Here is an 18,167-nt window from a genome sequence, read left to right as displayed (position 1 = left end):
ATCTCAACAACTCTTAACTAAACTCAATCCATATGAAAGCAATTTTTGATACAGTATCCTATAGTTGTAGTAAAATTGTCACCAATTCATACAGTACTTCATTTTCGCTAGCATCAAAAATGTTATCAGATTCTATACGACAAGACATATACAATATTTATGGTTTTGTAAGGTTTGCAGATGAAATTGTAGACACATTTCATGATTATGACAAAGAAAAATTATTTAATGATTTTGAAGAAGAAATGTATAAAGCAATTGAAAATAGAATTAGCTTAAACCCTATTCTTAATGCTTTTCAAAAAACTGTACATCAATACAATATTAATCCCGAACTTTATGAAGCCTTTATGAAAAGCATGAGACTAGATCTTCATAAGACCAAATACCTAACGGATTTAGAATACAAAGAATATATTTACGGATCTGCAGATGTGGTTGGATTGATGTGTTTAAAGGTTTTTGTTAATGGAGACCAGAATAAGTATGACGGACTCAAAGAAAGTGCAATGCATTTAGGATCTGCATTTCAAAAAGTTAACTTTTTACGGGACCTTAAAGCCGACTACGAAAATTTGGAAAGAACTTATTTCCCTAATACTGATCTTAACAGGTTAGATGAAGATTCAAAACTTAGGATTATAAAAGAGATAGAAGACGATTTTGAAAAAGGGCTTAAAGGAATTTTAAAACTTCCTGTCGAAGCAAAGTTTGGGGTATATACTGCATTTATTTATTATCGTAAATTGTTAAAAAAACTTAAAAAAACTCCTTCTCTGGAAATAAAAAATGCTCGCATACGAGTCCCAAATTACCAAAAATTTGGTTTATTAGCCAAATCATATTTTGACTATAGATTAAATCTAATTTAACCGTATTTTTGTACAAATCTTATGCTTGTGAAAATCTTTATTCAAATATTAGTTTTTCTAGCCGCATTTTCTATTATGGAGTTTATGGCTTGGTTTACTCATAAATATGTAATGCATGGTTTTTTATGGTCTTTGCATAGAGATCATCATCATAAAGATCATGGTAGCTGGTGGGAACGCAATGATTTATTCTTTGTGTTTTATGCAGTAGTCAGTATGTCTTGTATTTTATTTCATGATTCCCTCACATTTTGGGTAGGAAGACCGATAGGTCTAGGGATTTTGGCATATGGTATTGCATATTTTGTGGTTCATGATATTTTTATTCATCAACGTTTTAAGCTATTGAGAAATGCAAATAATTGGTACGCAAAAGGTGTTAGAAGAGCTCATAAAATGCATCATAAAAATATTGGCAAAGAAAAAGGAGAATGCTTTGGAATGCTGGTAGTTCCATTTAAATATTTCAAAAAATAACCTTAGAACTCAAAACCTACCTTACAAAACATTTAAGATCATAGCGGTTACTTCTTTAGCAGGCATTTCTGGGAGATTAATGTTTGTGAATGGAAAATGGATTTCAATAGTTTTATAATTTTGAATAACTTTTAAAGAATCATCATCTATAAAAGTGATTGAGTCATATGAGGCTTTCCAGCTTATAAGAGCATCTTCTTCTTCTAATATATTCACCATTATATGCTGAAGTTGTTCTGTAAGTTGCAAAACTCTATTTAACTCATATCCATTGGTTGGAAGTATTATTTTTGGAGCACCTATTTTCAAACCATAAGTATCCTGAAGAACGTCTGAAAATCTTCGTAATGCTTTTTTAACTTGTAATTTTCCTGAGGTATCATAAATTTTGTCAAAGACAGTACCTTTAGACAAAATATTGAGAACATTCTGGCTTTCTATAAACTCAAGAGATTCAATCTTATCAATTGTAATATGTAATATATTTTCGGTTATTATATCCTCAGGACTAACAATTTGTAACAGAAGTATTACGTCTTTATCTTTTCCTTCCACTTTCACTACAATTCCCTTATAAGTCTTCCCTGAAGAAGTTACTATAATTACTAATGTAGATTCTTCTTTCTCTGCCAAATATGATAAAAGCTCCTGTTTATTATAAACAGGAACTTTTTTAATTTTGTTTTTTAACATATCAACATTTCTATATTATAATTGAGATTCTAAAATCTCAACAAGAGCAGAGGTACGCTCATCAACATTACCCACATTCGAATAGCTTGAGTGATCTACTGTAAGTACACCATCTACAAAAGCATAACATCTATTAGCACTATAAATGTCATTATCATCTTTTATTACTATTTTCACTAATGTTTCCTGAAGTGCCTCTTTACCCATATCATCTGCGGTAATTTCATTAAATGCATTTATAATTGGTGTAAAATAAACTTTTGTGAATGACTCCTCCCATATATGAGAATATTGACCGTTAGAGGATAAACTATCCCAATTTATATCAAATTCAATCTCACTTCCCATCAATGAATTTATTTCATTCACTAAAGAAACATATTCACCTTCTTGATATGCTTTTACAATTCTTCTTTCTGCTAATCCCATAATTAATCTTAATTATTATTATTTATTAAAAAATTTAATACTGAAACAAATATAGTAGACCTCGTCTTTTTACCTCCTCCCCATTTTCAGTGAATTTTACACCCCCGAAAATGGTATGAAAAATATCCTTTTTTTGAAATTAGCTAATCTAAAGAAAGAGCCTCAAGAATTTTCTAGGTTCAATATAAAAGGGCAAACATTACTTTAAAAAACACGAAATCTTCTTTTATCGAATAAAAAAGAAATTGATTAATGGGATAGGATTACTTATACTTATTCTAACAATAGTCTATCTATTGTTTCTCTTACTTTGGATGAATTCCAATTTGCAGCATTTGTTTTATCTATAACTATATCTCCCTTTTTACTAATAATATAGGTCTGAGGAATAGGATTATTTACAAATGGTTTTGGTAGTTCTGATAAAGATCTATACACAGGGAAATCATAATTTTTATTATTCATAAACTTATGAAGCTCGGGGTCGTCATCTGTAGTAACAAATAAAAACACAACCTTATCCTTATAATCGTTATAGAGTTTTTGCAAAGAAGGCATTTCAGCAATGCATGGTGGACACCATGTAGCCCAATAATTTATTAAAACAACTTTATCTTTGGCTGTATCAAAATTAATCGACGTTGTATTTACACCATGTAATTTCCAATTATAAGAAGCAACTTGTGTTCGTTCATCTACTTCAACAATTCCTGGACTAAAGGAGAAAATTCTAGTTAGAAATATCTGCATCATCCCTCTAGTATTTGGGATAAAAAACAATACCAATACGATAGCAAAAACGATGTTAAAAATGTTCTTTTTATTAAATTTCATATTCCAAAAATTATTCAATACATGTTTCGTCTTAAAAAACACTGCAACTTACAAAATTACACAAACAAAATTATGATACCCCAGAGATCTTAATAAGTTATAGTATCCACATACTTTATATTTAACTCAATTGTAAAACTAATAAAGCGCAATCTTAGATTGCGCTTTAAAAACTAACAAATAAACAACGAACTATTATTTTATACCTTTATAAAAAAGGTTAAATCATTAAGTCCAATTGTATAACCGATTGTTTGTGTATTTTTTTAAGGGACAGGATTACGAGTAACTTCAATAGAATTTGAAAAATCGTAACATCCATCAAGACCACTAGTATTACTCATTGCTGTTAACCCTTGTAATCCATCTTCATAACGTAAATACCAGATAAAACAAGTTCCCACTCCTGCTGCATTAAAATCTACATTTTCTACATCTGCTATTGTTGATGGTAACCCAAGAATTACACCAGTATCATCAGTAATTACCCATGTTCCGTTTTTACCAGAAACATTAGTATTATCTAATGCAATACCGCTTACCATATCAGGTGTACCATCTACCGTAATGGTAAAAGGACCTCCAGTAATTGTTCCTCCATCAGGCTTATTACGCACCACTTCAACAGAGTTAGAAAAGTCAAATGTACCAACAAGGTCGCTAGTATTATTCATAGCTGCTAATCCTTGCAAACCATCTTCATAACGTAAATACCAGATAAAACATGTACCTCCACCTGCATCATCAAAATTTACATTTTCTACATCTGCCAATGTTGGTGGTAATCCGAGAATGTTACCCATATCATCAGTAATCACCCAAGTGCTATTAGCTCCAAATGCATTAGTATCATCTAACATAATACCGCTTACCATATCTGGCATACCATCTACACAAAAAGTATAAGGTCCTCCTGATAGAGTCCCAGCATTTGTTACCTGGTTACGTACTACTTCAATAGAATTTGAAAAATCAAATGTTCCATTTAGATCACTGGTGTTATTCATAGCCGCTAATCCTTGTAAACCATCTTCATAACGTAAATACCAAATGAAACAAACTCCTGCTCCTGCTCCATCAAAATTCACACCTTCTACATCTGCTAGTGTTGGTGGTAACCCAAGAATTGTACCCATATCATCGGTAATCACCCAAGTACCGTTAGCTCCAAAAACATTAGAATCATCTAATTCGATACCCCTTACCATATCTGCCTCTCCATCCACATTAAATTCGAATGGACCTCCTGAGATTCTTCCTGCATTAGTTACCTGATTACGAACTACTTCAATAGAATTCGAAAAATCAAAAGTTCCGTTTAGATCACTAGTATTACTCATAGCTTCTAATCCGTCCAATCCATCTTCATAACGTAAATACCAAATAAAACAAGTTCCTGTACCTGCGTCATCAAAATTTACTCCTTCTACCGCTGTTATATTTGGTGGTAATCCTAGAATAGTTCCTGCATCATCTGTAATTACCCAAGTACTATTAGATCCTGAAACATTTGTATCATCTAAAGATATACCTGTTACAAGATCAGGTTCTCCATCAACATCAAAGGAGAAAGGACCTCCTGAGATAGTTCCCGCGTTGACCACTATTGTATTGTCATCGTCATCACTACAAGAGACAGCTATAAAACCTACAGCTAACACCCCTATAATTAGTTTTTTTAACATTGCTTTGTTTTTATGATTATTAGACCATAAAAATATTAACAACTATACTTTTAAAATGTTAGCCATCTAACATTAGGCAACAATTTTTAATCGAATTTCTTTTCTATTAAAATCGATAATATTAGATTCTTTTAATTCGTTTAGAATGATATTTAAGGTAGGTCTTGATGTTCCTATCAAGTTTGCGATATCTTTTTGAGTGTAAGGATGTTCTATTACCATATCTCCTGTATCAGGACAGCAATGTCCATAATCCTCTTTAAGTTCGTTTAAGAATTCTAACAATCTTGTTTTAGTATCTTTAAAAAGAAGTAATTGCAATCTTCTTTCTAAACGTTTAAAACGCATACCAATAAATTTATAAATTCTAAGACTAAAAGATTGATTATCTCTCATAAGCCCGTGCATGGTTTCTACTCCAATAGGACAAATAGAAGTTGTATTATCCACAGATTGAGCAAATTCTGTTCTTATATTTTCTCCTAAAATAGCTTTTTCTCCAAAAATCTCTCCCTTAGTTAAGATTGCTTTTACGACTTCGCAACCATCTTCTGCATAATATCCTATCTTAACTTTTCCTTTTTCGATAAGATATACTTTATTAGCAGAATCTTCCTCAAAATAGATATAGTCATTCTTTCGATAAGCGTCAAAATCGTGGTCTTTTTTATACCTTTTAAATTTATGAGGACATAATACTTTGAAGAGGTTTGCATCCTCGAAAAACCAGACAGCACCCATGATGATTATGTTTTAAGATGTTAGTTATACACTTAAGTCGTAAAACGCTTAGCATCCTTACATTATTATTTACACAACTTTATTTAAAGTTTTATAAACTATATCATATTAACATTACTCTAATAATTTCCTTTAGAAAAAGCATTATTTTAGTATAGAGACACATTCCCTGAGTGTTTTATTTAAGTTCGGGGAGTATTACACAAAAACAATATGAAAAAAACACTTTTAAATTTTGGAAAAAGCTTAAACAGAGCTCAACAAAAGAAAATTAACGGAGGCGGACCTTGCAGTGGTTACACAGGACCGATAGTAGTTTCTTGCAGTGAATATGAAGCACTTCCTCCAGAATACAAATTTTGCGTTATGGTTAGCGTAGAATGCTTTCCTATTTAATTAATCACCATTTTGAAGCACTACATTATTTCTTATTCAGAATAACTTAGAAATATATGATAGCTTAAAATAAAAACTCCTAAAATTTAAATCTTAGGAGTTTTTTTATTTAATAATTTATTTATCTCTTATTAATTTTGTTTCTTGATTAAGTTCAACGCAGACCCCTCTCTAAACCAATCTATTTGCGAATCATTATATGTATGATTAAGCATAATAGTATCATTGGAACCATCTGCATGGACAACTTCTAATGTTAGTTGTTTACCAGGAGCAAATTGATCTAAATCTGTAAAGTTAAAAGTATCATCTTCTAAGATCAAATCGTAATCTGCCTCATTTGCAAACGTTAAACCTAACATTCCTTGTTTTTTAAGGTTTGTTTCATGAATACGTGCGAATGATTTCACAATTACTGCACGTACACCAAGGTGACGAGGTTCCATAGCGGCATGCTCACGTGATGATCCTTCTCCATAATTATAATCTCCTACAACTACAGTAGGTACTCCTGCAGCTTTATATGTTCTTTGCACATTAGGTACACCATCATATTCACCGTTCAACTGGCTTTTTACAAAATTGGTTTTTTTATTGTATGCATTTACAGCTCCAATTAAACAGTTGTTCGATATATTATCTAAATGACCACGGTAACGTAACCAAGGACCTGCCATAGAGATATGATCTGTTGTACACTTACCAAATGCTTTAATTAATAGTTTAGCTCCTGTTATGTTTTTACCATCCCAAGGCTCAAAAGGAGTTAATAATTCTAAACGTTCTGAGTTTGGATCTACAGAAACTTCAACACCTGCCCCATCTTCTTCTGGAGCTATATATCCTGCATCTTCTACTTCAAAACCTTTTGGAGGTAACTCCCATCCAGTAGGCTCATCAAACATTACCTCTTGTCCATCTTCATTAATTAATTTATCTGTTAACGGATTAAAGTCCAAACGTCCTGCAACGGCTATTGCCGCAGTTAACTCTGGAGATGCAACAAAAGCATGTGTATTTGGATTACCATCTGCTCGTTTTGCAAAATTTCTATTAAAAGAGTGGACAATACTATTCTTAGGTGCATTTTTAGGATCACTATACCTAGCCCATTGCCCGATACAAGGTCCACAAGCATTCGTAAAAATCTTGGCATCTAATTTTTCAAAAATATCTAACAACCCATCTCGCTCTGCGGTAAAACGTACTTGTTCAGAACCAGGGTTAATTCCTAATTCTGACTTCATTTTCAAGCCTTTATCAATTGCCTGCTGAGCAATAGAAGACGCTCTAGACAAATCTTCATAAGAAGAGTTTGTACAAGAACCTATTAATCCCCATTCTACTTTTAATGGCCAATCATTAGCTTTTGCTTTTTCGGTCATTGTATCACCAACTTCTGTAGATAAATCAGGAGTAAAAGGTCCATTTAATAATGGGCCTAATTCAGATAAGTTAATTTCAATTACCTGATCAAAATATTGTTCTGGATTTGCATATACTTCGGCATCACCAGTAAGGTGTTCCTTTACATCATTAGCTGCATCAGCGATATCACTACGATCTGTAGCTCTCAAATAACGCTCCATAGATTCATCATAACCAAATGTTGATGTAGTAGCTCCAATCTCGGCACCCATATTACAAATTGTACCTTTACCTGTACATGACATTGCAATGGCTCCAGGACCAAAATACTCTACAATAGCTCCTGTTCCTCCTTTTACAGTAAGAATTTCAGCTACTTTTAATATCACATCTTTTGGTGCTGTCCAACCTGATAACTTACCAGTTAATTTTACACCTATTAACTTAGGAAACTTTAATTCCCAAGGCATTCCAGCCATTACATCTACCGCATCTGCTCCACCAACTCCAATAGCAACCATACCTAGACCTCCTGCATTTACAGTATGAGAATCAGTTCCTATCATCATACCTCCTGGAAATGCATAATTCTCCAACACTACCTGATGAATAATACCTGCACCAGGTTTCCAAAATCCAATTCCATATTTATTTGATACAGACTCTAAGAAATTAAATACTTCACTACTCGTGTTTAATGCAGATTGCAAATCTTTATCAGCTCCTACTTTAGCTTGAATTAAATGATCACAATGTACGGTTGTTGGAACTGCAACTTTGTTTTTACCCGCTTGCATAAATTGAAGCAACGCCATCTGAGCTGTAGCATCCTGACAAGCAATACGATCGGGGGCAAAATCAACATAATCTTTACCTCTTACAAATGCGGTTTCTACTTTACCATCCCAAAGGTGGGCATATAAAATTTTCTCTGCTAATGTTAAAGGCTTACCGGTAACCTCACGTGCCGCATTTACACGATCAGCTATTTGATTGTAGACCTTTTTTATCATTTCGATATCGAATGCCATAGGACAATTATTTTATTTATGTTATCTCTACGAATTTAACAAAAAAACAAATTGAAAACACCCAGAATGCTATTGATTATATCGATTATAAATAAGCAAAAAATTGATAGTACACTTATCACAAAAGAAACATGATTTATAAATAGAAGAAGCCCAAGTTTTCACTCAGGCTTTATTTTTATTTTTAAAAAAGTAACTTAATTACTAAACTACTAATTGTTTTTGTGAGGGTTTAAATTTAGTTAATATAATTCCATCAACAGCAGCTTCATACTCTTCCATAGTAGGCGTTCTGCCTAAAATAGCAGATAAAACCACAACTGGCGTAGAAGATAACAGAGATTCTCCTTTTTTATCATCAGCATCTCTAACAACTCTTCCTTGAAATAAACGTGTAGAAGTAGCCATCACCGTATCCCCTGGTTCTGCTTTTTCTTGGTTACCCATACACAGGTTACATCCAGGACGTTCTAAGTATAACATATTCTCATACTTTGTACGTGCCAACCCTTTTGGTGCACTATCATCGAACTCAAAACCTGAATATTTAACTAAAACATCCCAATCGCCTTCTGCTTTTAACTCATCCACAATATTGTATGTTGGAGGCGCTACAACTAAGGGAGCATTAAAGTTAACTTCACCCTGTTGAGCTTCAATGTTTTTTAACATTTGAGCTAAAATTTTCATATCTCCTTTATGGATCATACAAGATCCTACGAAACCTAAATCTACCTTCTTTGTTCCTCCATAGAAAGATAATGGTTGAATATTATCATGCGTATAACGCTTAGATACATCTTCATTATTCACATCTGGATCAGCTATCATTGGTTCCACAATCTTATCTAGATCAATGACAACTTCAGCATAATATTTAGCGTCTGCATCTGGTTTTAATGCCGGTTTAGTTCCTGTTTTAATTTCAGTGATACGGTTGTTTGCTTTATCAACTAACCCTTTAAGATCCAGCTTCGGATTATCCATCCCTTTATCAATCATAATCTGAATACGATCTCTAGAGATTTCTAATGACTCGATTAAAGTATCATCCTCAGAAATACAGATAGATGCTTTTGCTTTCATTTCGGCAGTCCAATCTGTAAATGTAAATGCTTGATCAGAAGTTAATGTACCAATATGCACTTCAATAATTTTTCCTTGGAAAACATTTTCACCTTCAAACTGATTTAACATCTGTTCCTGAGTAGCATGAACAACATCACGGAAATCCATGTAACTTTTCATATTGCCTTTAAAAGTTACTTTTACAGATTGTGGAATTGGCATCGTAGCCTCACCTGTAGCCAATGCTAAAGCAACTGTTCCTGAATCCGCTCCAAAGGCAACACCTTTTGCCATACGTGTATGCGAATCTCCACCAATGATTACATCCCAATCATCAACTGCTATATCATTTAATACTTTATGAATTACATCAGTCATTGCATGATATTTCCCTTCAGGATGACGCGCAGTAACTAATCCGAAGTCATTCATAAACTTCATTAATCTTGGAATATTAGCTTTAGACTTATCATCCCAAACTGAAGCTGTATGACATCCTGATTGATACCCTGCATCTACAATTGGAGAGATTACTGTAGCAGCCATCATCTCTAATTCTTGAGAAGTCATTAAACCAGTAGTGTCTTGAGAACCTACAATGTTTACTTCAACTCTAACGTTAGAACCAGCATGTAATGTTTTACCCGGAGTAGTTCCTACTGCATTTTTATTGAATATTTTTTCAACAGCAGTTAACCCTTGTCCTTCTATAGAGATTTCTTTTGATTCAGCATATACTTGAGGAACATCAATTCCTAAAGTTTTAGCGGCAAACGTTTGTAATTTTTTACCAAAAACGACGGCATAAGAACCTCCTGCCTTGATAAACTCCATTTTTTGAGGAGTCAACGCTGTTGAAATATCTTTTAATTCTTTATCTCCGTTATACAATTTCTTTGTCTTCGTATTTATGGTAAGCACTGTACCTGTATCAACGGAATATGTTTGCTTTAATACTGGTTCTCCATTTTCATCAACGACCGTGTTTCCATCAGCATCTTTTTGCTTCACCCAGTTTTTTAAATCAATACCAATACCACCTGTTACCCCAACTGTTGTTAAGAAAATTGGTGCAATACCATTTGTACCAGCTATTACTGGCGCTATATTAATAAATGGAACATATGGGCTAGATGAAATACCTGTCCATAATGCTACATTGTTTACACCTGACATTCGTGAAGATCCCACTCCCATGGTTCCTTTTTCTGCAATTAACATTACACGTTTATCAGGGTGTTGCTCTTTTAGCGCTAACAATTCATTTTGCATATCTTTATTGTGCTCAAACATACACTGACCATGTAATTCACGATCTGATCTTGAATGTGCATCTGCTCCCGGAGATAATAAATCTGTAGAAATATCACCTACTCCCGCGATATAGGTAACAACCTCTATTTCTTCATCAATCTCTGGTAATTTAGTAAAAAATTCTGCTTGAGCATAGCTTTCAATAATATCTCTAGCAACAACACTTCCTGCATCATAAGCCAGTTTCAAACGTTCTGTATCAGCCTCATAAAGAAAAACTTGCGTTTTTAAAACTTTAGCTGCTTCTTGAGAAACAGCCTCATCATTCCCCAAAGTCAAATCTAATAATACTTCTACTGAAGGACCACCTTTCATATGTGATAATTGCTCAAATGCAAAAGCAGGCGTAATCTCTTCAACAACAGATTCACCAAGAATAATTTCTTTTAAAAATTTAGCTTTTACACTAGCGGCACTTGTCGTCCCAGGTAAAGTATTATAAATAAAAAAACTAAGGGAATCTTCTCGATGTTCGTTATTCTTATCTTTGATTTGCGAAATAATTTCGCTTAATAACTCAGCTCCATCAATTGGCTTGGGGTGTAATCCCTGAGATTTTCTTTCTTCGATCTCCCTGATGTAATCCTTATAAGTGTTCATATAGTATAAAATAGAATTCTTCGAATGTCAAATGTGATTATTTAGATAGCACATAAATTTCCTTTTCTTGCCTCTTGAAATTACAACAATTCAATTTGTATAGTTGTCTCATGACAAATTATAAAATCAGTAGATAAATCTACATCATCCTTACAGCTTGTATATATTTTAATTGTTTTAGTTTTCAAAAGGTGTGAACATAAAACTTTTTCAACATATAATAACAGATATGTAAGACTTTACAAGTAATACATACTTCTTCTACAATTCAGGCATATACCATTTTTATCATATTGATATCGAATGCCATATCTTATTATTTTTAAGTATTGAAAAGTCCTGCGAAAATACGAATTTTAAAGGATTTTCTTAAATGAATAGTTCTAATCCTATCTTTTTACGTTTTTAAAAAAAATAGGGGGGTCATTTATCGAAATTCACAAATTAAATTTATGAATACTACAGAATCAATAAAATTTTATAAAAGAAAATACTTGCTCATTAAATCGATTTACGAAAACGTTATAGTTAACTCTTAAAAATTAATTAAAATAATAGCAAAATTGTCTATATATAAAAAATGAAGTCATATTATAACTTCATTTTTATCTACAAATATTAATTATCCTTATTTACGTCCTCTTCTTTTTTTACCTTTTCTCTTCCTTAATTCTTCATATTGTACCAATTGAGTTTCTGAAAGTGTTGCTTTAAATTTTTCATCCTCTATTTTCATCATTTCTTTATGGTTTTTAGACAATTCTTTTTGTTCGGCACTTAAGGTAGAGTCCAAGGTTTTTTTTCTCTCTTTTCTAGAAATCTCGCGATTTTTAACAATCGCAAGTTGTTCTTCGGTAAAGGTAGCTTTCATAGTATTTTTATGCTCCTTTCGTAATTTCTTTTTGGTTTCTAATTGAGCCTTTTGATTTTCTGAGAGACTTTGATGAAACTCTTTTCTTAATTCTTTACGCTTTACATGTTCTTCATTTGATTGTGCAGAGACTGATGAAACTCCAATAAATACCGAAAACACCAAAGCATATATTACATAATTTTTCATTCTATTATTATCTTTTTATTAAACAATACATTTCTTTTGAACGTTCTATACATTAGACTTTCAAAAATAAAGAAGGTTTAATTTTGATTGACACAATAGTAATTAGTGAAGAATCTGTAAATTTTATTCGTACAAGAGCAAAAATTTTATAAGTTTCTTACATTAAGATAATAATTATAGTAGTTTTTTAGAATAAGCTACTAATCACATCTTCTACAGTTACATTTTCAGCTTCAGCTTTATAATTCTTTATAATTCTATGGCGAAGAATTCCCATAGCAACTGCTTGCACATCTTCTATATCAGGAGAAAATTTACCTTTTACCGCAGCATTAGCCTTGGCAGCAAGAATAAGGTTTTGAGATGCTCTTGGCCCTGCTCCCCAGTCAATATAATTTTTCACTAATTCTGTAGCTGTTTCTCCATTAGGTCTTGTTTTACCAACCATACCTACTGCATATTCGATTACATTATCTGCAACTGGTATTCTACGAATCAGATGTTGAAAATCAATAATTTCCTGTGCTTTAAATAACGAATTAACAGTATTAGTTTTATCTCCTGTGGTACTCTTTACAACATCTACTTCTTCCTGAAAACTTGGATACTTTAATTCTATTGCAAACATAAATCTATCCAATTGTGCTTCTGGCAAAGGATATGTCCCTTCTTGTTCTATAGGGTTCTGTGTTGCCAAAACAAAGTAGGGTAAATCAAGTTTATAATGATGTCCTGCAACGGTTACAGCTCTTTCTTGCATAGCCTCTAATAGTGCAGCTTGAGTTTTAGGAGGAGTACGGTTTATCTCGTCTGCAAGAATAATGTTAGAAAAAATAGGACCTTTAATAAATTTAAAATGCCTTGTTTCATCTAAAATCTCACTACCTAATATATCACTAGGCATTAAATCCGGCGTAAATTGAATTCTTTTAAAATCTAATCCCAGAGCTTGCGAAATTGTATTTACCATGAGTGTTTTAGCCAAACCAGGCACACCGATAAGTAATGCATGCCCCCCAGAAAAAACTGAAAGAAGTATCTGATCGATAACCTTCTCCTGCCCAATAATTACTTTGGAAATTTCTTTTTTAAGTTCTGAATGTTTTTTTACTAAGGTTTCAATAGCTGCTACGTCGTCTGACATATTATTTTTCGTTTTTTAACCAGTTACCACTATACTCGCAGTCTCTGTACTCACCGTTTACTTTTATATAGGTATCCATGATTTTTTCACTCTGCCATTTACGAATAGCGTCAATTTGTTTTTTCCTCAACGCTAATTCTTGTATTTTTCGATAATCATTAGCATAATCTGCTATATGTTCATCATATCGGTTAAGTACTGTAATCAATTTAAACTTTTTTCTACCTTGACGATCCTGATCTGGAATAACCAAAGAGATGTCATTCGTTTTTAATTTGGATACTTGATCGTACAATATAGGGTCAATTTTGGTAAGTTCAAAATGAGTATCTCCTGTAGTTGGATTAAGTAGTTGTCCACCGTCTTCTCTAGTCTCTTTTTCATCACTGAATTTTCTAGCAGCTTCCTTAAATTCAATAGAACCAGAAACGATACTTGTACGAAGAGAATCTATTAATCTTTTAGCTTCGTCTACACTTGCTCTTGTTACATCAGGAACAAGAAGTATATGTCTTACATCTATTTCTTCTCCTCTTATTTTATCTACTTTTACAATATGCCATCCAAAATCTGTTTTAAAAGGTTCGCTTACTTCTTCTTCTTGTAAGCTAAAAGCAACATCTTTAAATTCTTTTGCAAAGTTTGTCTGGCGATCTAATGTATATTTACCACCTGTAGATTTAGATCCCGGATCTTGAGAATACAGTACCGCTTTGGTTGCAAAACTGCTCCCATTCTCAACAATATCTTCTCTAAACTGATTTAACCTATCGATCACCTTTTGTTCTTCCTCTTGAGGAATTTCTGGTTCTATTACAATTTGAGCTAGCTCGAGTTCGGTTCCAAAAAGCGGTCTTTCTTCTTCTGGAATATCATCAAAGAATTCTCTAATTTCTTCTGGTGTGATTTCAATATCTTCAATAATCTTAGCTCTCATCTGCTCTGATAACCTATTTGATTTGTTGATTTCAAAAAGTTCTTTCTTAAAATCTTCTAAGTTATCTTTTTTATAAAATCTTAATACTTTTTCTACAGTCCCCAACTCATTCGTCATATAGTTTAACTGTTGATCAACCATAGAATTAACTTCGGCATCTTTTACTACTATACTATCCTGAACGGCATGATGCGCATATAATTTTGTTTCAAACAAACTTCCGGCGAGCTCACAACGGCTTACATCCGAGGACGAAACTCCTTCACTAAGTAATTGTCTGTAAGCTATATCAACATCACTATCCAGAATCACATTTTCTCCAATCACTGCCGCTACACCATCTATTTTTACTCTTTGGAAAGGTGGTTTTACAGTATCGATCTTTGGGTTAATACTATCATTAACAATAGCAGCGCTCTGGCCTGCGATGGTATCTTGTTTCACTATGGTATCCTGAGATACTTCTTCAATAATCTCTTGGGAATAAAGTTCTACTCCTACACCAATAATGAACATAACGCAAAGCGCGGTAGTTTTAATCATAGACTTCAAATTGTTTGTTCTCAACTGCATCTCTTGTAATATCTTTTTCTATTTTTTTAATCAGTTCCAGCTTTCTCCTATTCAGGATAATTTGCCGTATTGTAGGTTTTATATACTCTAATGGAGCTATTTCATTATGTTTTAAAACATCTTTTATTTTTACCATATATACCCCAGTAGAATCTCTAAGTTGTATATATTTTCCTTCTTTCAGAAATTTTGTCTTCTCCTGTTTTCTTAAAACTGGTATTTTACTAAACACCTGTTCTAGCTTTATCCAGACAGAATCATTTAAAGAATAGGATAGGTATTCATTTTTTTTTCCTCCTAATTCCTCTACATCCTCTTCATTAAAACGATTTAATTGTCGTTGCGTTGCAACAATATTTCCATAATCAGGTGGCAAATGTAAGTAACGTAATTTTACTAACTCCTCATTGAGATTAAAATTTTTCAAATTTTGATCATAATACGTCTCCAAATCCTGATTTGTTATATCCATATTGATCGCTTTATTAATAACAGCATTCTTATACGCATTGATATATAAAGTGCTTTTGTAACTTTCTACTAAATCATCAAATTCTTTTAATTCTTCTTCAGTAAGGTTTAGTTTAGCCTTATCAATAAATAATTGACGAGTTGCCCAGGTATTGATGTAATTATTGACAATATTTACACTGTCTGCTTCAGAAGTGTTTTTGGGCACTAGTGTTTTGATGTCCTCTTTATACAAATAGGTCTCATTTACTCTGGCTATTGCTTCTTTTTTAATTTGATTTTTAAAATTCTGGCAAGAAACAACTATTAATAACAATAGTATTAAGTTATAATATTTCACAAGTCTTAATCTTTTTATTTATCCAAAAACAATCCCAAAAATTGTAAAACCAATAATAATTTCGGTTTGAAGTAAATATTTAGAGGCTATTATATTTACTTTATTTATATAGATAATTCTTTTTTAGCCCTTTTTAATATTTTCTTATTGACTTTTACCGAGTATTTTGTTCTCAATTGATTAAGCCATAGTTCTTCTACATTTTCTTGAAAATCATTAATAACTTCGCCTTTGATTTCTTCAAATGTTTTGATTCTTGAAGGTAAGATTTCTTTTATCATAATCAAAGTCACAAAACTCTCTCCTTCTGTAATCATTATTTTCCCTTTTTCTGGAGACAAATCTTTAGGGAATGTATCCTCACCTTTTATGAATTCCTCTTCAGAAAAAATCACTAGAACAATATCATCCTTATTGATTTCTTTTTTGATTTCTTCTATTGATTTTTGAGCTTTTAACAACTTCTCTACTTTAGTTATCACTTCTGGTTTTGAAGAAGAAGCCTTGACTACCTTATACGTTTCATTCTGTGTATACTTATCTTTTTGAATCTCGTAAAATTTCTTAAGCCCAACAGAATCAGTCTTAGATACATTCCATATTTTGGATTCCATAAGATCAAAAAGTAAAAGTCCGTCACGATATTCTCCAATGACACTTGCAAAATCTGGATTATCTTCTTCAAGATGATTCTCATAATATTCTAGTAACGAAGAAGATTCAAATCGATCGTACATTTCTTCTAGAAAAACAGAAACATCTTGGTAACCAGCTACCCTGCCCTGATTATTCTGTAAGAATTTTGCAAAATCCATGTATGAAAATCCTTTTTCCTTTATCCTAAAAAATTGCTTCTCTAGATTCTTATCCTCAGGAATATTCCATTCTGTAGTAAGAAAAGCATCAGGAACAATTTTTTTGAAATACGAAATAGCCTCTTCATTTCTGTTGATGGCATACTTTTCTTTTAGTGAATTAATAAATGATGCGGTAACGAGTTTAGATCTGCTATCTCTCTTCACTTTTTTGGTAAGCTCTTCTTTTTGTTCTTCAAAAGTTTTTGGAGGATGTTTCTCTATTAACTGAATAATATGCCAACCATATTTTGTTTGTATTGGCTCAGAAATTTCATTTTTTTCTGTTAAACTAAATGCTGTTTTTTCAAATTTCTCAGAATTTAATGCTCCTTGTCCGAAACGTCGAATTTTACCCCCATTAATAGCTGTACTGGGATCATCACTATACTGTTTTGCCAAAGAAGCAAAAGAAATTCCTTGTTGAAGTTGCTGATTGATTTCCTGAACTCTACTCTTCGCTTCTTCTGCTGTTCTATTTCCATTAATAGCAACCATTATATGTGCCACTGTGACTTCTTCCCTTTTTTTCTCTATACCATTAACTTTTACAATATGATATCCAAATTGTGTCCTAAATGGTTCAGAAACTTCACCGACCTTAGTTTTAAATGCTGCATCTTCAAATGGGTATACCATTCTAAAAGCAGAAAACCATCCCAAATCTCCACCATTTTTGATGGCAGATGGATCCTGGCTATAGGCTTTGGCTACAGCATCAAATGAATCTCCATTAATAATCTTATTTCTGGCTTCAATTATTTTTTCATAAGCTGCTATCGTATCTTTTTCTAATGCATTTGGTTTCACAGTGATCAATATATGGCTTGCATGTATTCGCTCCAATGATCGATCATATGCCTCTTTTATCAACGCATCAGACGTTTTGGTGTCTGTAAGATATCCCTTTGCTAATTGCTTTCTATACCCATCTAATTCCTTTAAATAACTCTCTTTCTTATCTAAACCAAGTTTCTTTGCTTCCTTGAGTTTTAGTTTATAGTTTATAAAAAGATCTAAATATTCATCTACATCTTTTTGCGAATCGTCCTTAACAAGATCTATATTTTTTAGATATACCTTTTTAAATTCGGAAATATAAACCGGAGAATTATCTATAGTAAATAATACATCTTTGGGTTCCTGAGCATAAGTTAATGTTAAAAAAACACCTCCTAAAAAAAACAATAATGACTTTTTGCGCATGATTTGTGTATAATGAAGTCCTTAATCGGACAAAAATAATAATATTAAGACGTTTTACAAGCTTCTTTTCTAAC

General features: G+C 32.5%; 15 protein-coding genes. 3 read left to right on the top strand and 12 right to left on the bottom strand.

Annotated elements, in window-relative coordinates:
• The first annotated feature begins 32 nt into the window (after positions 1–32).
• Positions 33–872: a squalene/phytoene synthase family protein gene (locus tag DK442_RS22045; protein ID WP_109438083.1), complete on the top strand. Its 840-nt coding sequence runs from the start codon at positions 33–35 to the stop codon at positions 870–872.
• A gap of 21 nt (positions 873–893) precedes the next feature.
• Complete coding sequence (locus tag DK442_RS22040; protein WP_370444677.1) at positions 894–1,349, top strand: beta-carotene hydroxylase; 456 nt, start codon at positions 894–896, stop codon at positions 1,347–1,349.
• A gap of 21 nt (positions 1,350–1,370) precedes the next feature.
• Here the strand turns inward: DK442_RS22040 and DK442_RS22035 are convergent, their stop codons facing one another.
• The 5 genes from DK442_RS22035 to DK442_RS22015 all read right to left on the bottom strand — a co-directional run bounded on the left by DK442_RS22035 (position 1,371) and on the right by DK442_RS22015 (position 5,731).
• Complete coding sequence (locus tag DK442_RS22035) at positions 1,371–2,042, bottom strand: hypothetical protein (RefSeq protein ID WP_109438082.1); 672 nt, start codon at positions 2,040–2,042, stop codon at positions 1,371–1,373.
• Positions 2,043–2,057: 15 nt separating this feature from the next.
• A complete protein-coding gene (locus DK442_RS22030; RefSeq protein ID WP_109438081.1) occupies positions 2,058–2,471 on the bottom strand; it encodes a hypothetical protein in 414 nt (137 codons plus the stop codon).
• Between the two features lie 273 nt (positions 2,472–2,744).
• Positions 2,745–3,305 (bottom strand): TlpA disulfide reductase family protein, encoded by a 561-nt coding sequence (locus tag DK442_RS22025; protein WP_109438080.1) that lies wholly within the window; start codon positions 3,303–3,305, stop codon positions 2,745–2,747.
• Positions 3,306–3,571: 266 nt separating this feature from the next.
• Positions 3,572–4,990, bottom strand: a complete 1,419-nt coding sequence (locus DK442_RS22020) for a hypothetical protein (RefSeq protein ID WP_109438079.1) — start codon at positions 4,988–4,990, stop codon at positions 3,572–3,574.
• A gap of 72 nt (positions 4,991–5,062) precedes the next feature.
• Complete coding sequence (locus tag DK442_RS22015; RefSeq protein WP_109438078.1) at positions 5,063–5,731, bottom strand: Crp/Fnr family transcriptional regulator; 669 nt, start codon at positions 5,729–5,731, stop codon at positions 5,063–5,065.
• A gap of 213 nt (positions 5,732–5,944) precedes the next feature.
• Between DK442_RS22015 and DK442_RS22010 the strand changes: the two genes are divergently transcribed.
• Positions 5,945–6,127: a hypothetical protein gene (locus DK442_RS22010; RefSeq protein WP_109438077.1), complete on the top strand. Its 183-nt coding sequence runs from the start codon at positions 5,945–5,947 to the stop codon at positions 6,125–6,127.
• A gap of 131 nt (positions 6,128–6,258) precedes the next feature.
• Here the strand turns inward: DK442_RS22010 and DK442_RS22005 are convergent, their stop codons facing one another.
• From DK442_RS22005 to DK442_RS21975, 7 genes are all read right to left on the bottom strand, one after another.
• Complete coding sequence (locus DK442_RS22005; protein WP_109438076.1) at positions 6,259–8,526, bottom strand: aconitate hydratase; 2,268 nt, start codon at positions 8,524–8,526, stop codon at positions 6,259–6,261.
• Positions 8,527–8,730: 204 nt separating this feature from the next.
• Positions 8,731–11,508 carry a bifunctional aconitate hydratase 2/2-methylisocitrate dehydratase gene (locus tag DK442_RS22000; RefSeq protein WP_109438075.1) on the bottom strand — a complete coding sequence of 926 codons (2,778 nt, stop codon included), beginning with the start codon at positions 11,506–11,508 and terminating at the stop codon, positions 8,731–8,733.
• A 628-nt stretch (positions 11,509–12,136) separates the two neighbouring features.
• On the bottom strand, positions 12,137–12,568 hold the full coding sequence (locus DK442_RS21995) for a hypothetical protein (RefSeq protein WP_109438074.1): 432 nt from the start codon (positions 12,566–12,568) through the stop codon (positions 12,137–12,139).
• A 187-nt stretch (positions 12,569–12,755) separates the two neighbouring features.
• Entirely contained in the window at positions 12,756–13,712 is a 957-nt protein-coding gene (locus DK442_RS21990) for a MoxR family ATPase (protein ID WP_109438073.1), read from the bottom strand.
• Position 13,713: 1 nt separating this feature from the next.
• Positions 13,714–15,192 carry a peptidylprolyl isomerase gene (locus tag DK442_RS21985; RefSeq protein ID WP_235011006.1) on the bottom strand — a complete coding sequence of 493 codons (1,479 nt, stop codon included), beginning with the start codon at positions 15,190–15,192 and terminating at the stop codon, positions 13,714–13,716.
• Complete coding sequence (locus DK442_RS21980) at positions 15,185–16,033, bottom strand: peptidyl-prolyl cis-trans isomerase (RefSeq protein WP_143917750.1); 849 nt, start codon at positions 16,031–16,033, stop codon at positions 15,185–15,187. Before DK442_RS21980 ends, DK442_RS21985 begins: the two co-directional genes overlap by 8 nt.
• 104 nt (positions 16,034–16,137) lie before the next feature.
• Positions 16,138–18,093, bottom strand: a complete 1,956-nt coding sequence (locus tag DK442_RS21975; RefSeq protein WP_109438070.1) for a peptidylprolyl isomerase — start codon at positions 18,091–18,093, stop codon at positions 16,138–16,140.
• Positions 18,094–18,167: the final 74 nt, after the last annotated feature.

This window comes from Aquimarina sp. AU119, assembly GCF_900312735.1.
Taxonomy (GTDB): domain Bacteria; phylum Bacteroidota; class Bacteroidia; order Flavobacteriales; family Flavobacteriaceae; genus Aquimarina; species Aquimarina algiphila.
Note: the sequence above shows the minus strand (reverse complement) of the source record. Positions and strands in the feature narration are given on the sequence as shown.

Bases quoted from the DNA above. Each gene is read 5' to 3' on its own strand.
- DK442_RS22045 (WP_109438083.1), top strand. From the start codon at position 33: ATGAAAGCAATTTTTGATACAGTATCCTATAGTTGTAGTAAAATTGTC.
- DK442_RS22040 (WP_370444677.1), top strand. From the start codon at position 894: ATGCTTGTGAAAATCTTTATTCAAATATTAGTTTTTCTAGCCGCATTT.
- DK442_RS22035 (WP_109438082.1), bottom strand. From the start codon at position 2,042: ATGTTAAAAAACAAAATTAAAAAAGTTCCTGTTTATAATAAACAGGAG.
- DK442_RS22030 (WP_109438081.1), bottom strand. From the start codon at position 2,471: ATGGGATTAGCAGAAAGAAGAATTGTAAAAGCATATCAAGAAGGTGAA.
- DK442_RS22025 (WP_109438080.1), bottom strand. From the start codon at position 3,305: ATGAAATTTAATAAAAAGAACATTTTTAACATCGTTTTTGCTATCGTA.
- DK442_RS22020 (WP_109438079.1), bottom strand. From the start codon at position 4,990: ATGTTAAAAAAACTAATTATAGGGGTGTTAGCTGTAGGTTTTATAGCT.
- DK442_RS22015 (WP_109438078.1), bottom strand. From the start codon at position 5,731: ATGGGTGCTGTCTGGTTTTTCGAGGATGCAAACCTCTTCAAAGTATTA.
- DK442_RS22010 (WP_109438077.1), top strand. From the start codon at position 5,945: ATGAAAAAAACACTTTTAAATTTTGGAAAAAGCTTAAACAGAGCTCAA.
- DK442_RS22005 (WP_109438076.1), bottom strand. From the start codon at position 8,526: ATGGCATTCGATATCGAAATGATAAAAAAGGTCTACAATCAAATAGCT.
- DK442_RS22000 (WP_109438075.1), bottom strand. From the start codon at position 11,508: ATGAACACTTATAAGGATTACATCAGGGAGATCGAAGAAAGAAAATCT.
- DK442_RS21995 (WP_109438074.1), bottom strand. From the start codon at position 12,568: ATGAAAAATTATGTAATATATGCTTTGGTGTTTTCGGTATTTATTGGA.
- DK442_RS21990 (WP_109438073.1), bottom strand. From the start codon at position 13,712: ATGTCAGACGACGTAGCAGCTATTGAAACCTTAGTAAAAAAACATTCA.
- DK442_RS21985 (WP_235011006.1), bottom strand. From the start codon at position 15,192: ATGATTAAAACTACCGCGCTTTGCGTTATGTTCATTATTGGTGTAGGA.
- DK442_RS21975 (WP_109438070.1), bottom strand. From the start codon at position 18,093: ATGCGCAAAAAGTCATTATTGTTTTTTTTAGGAGGTGTTTTTTTAACA.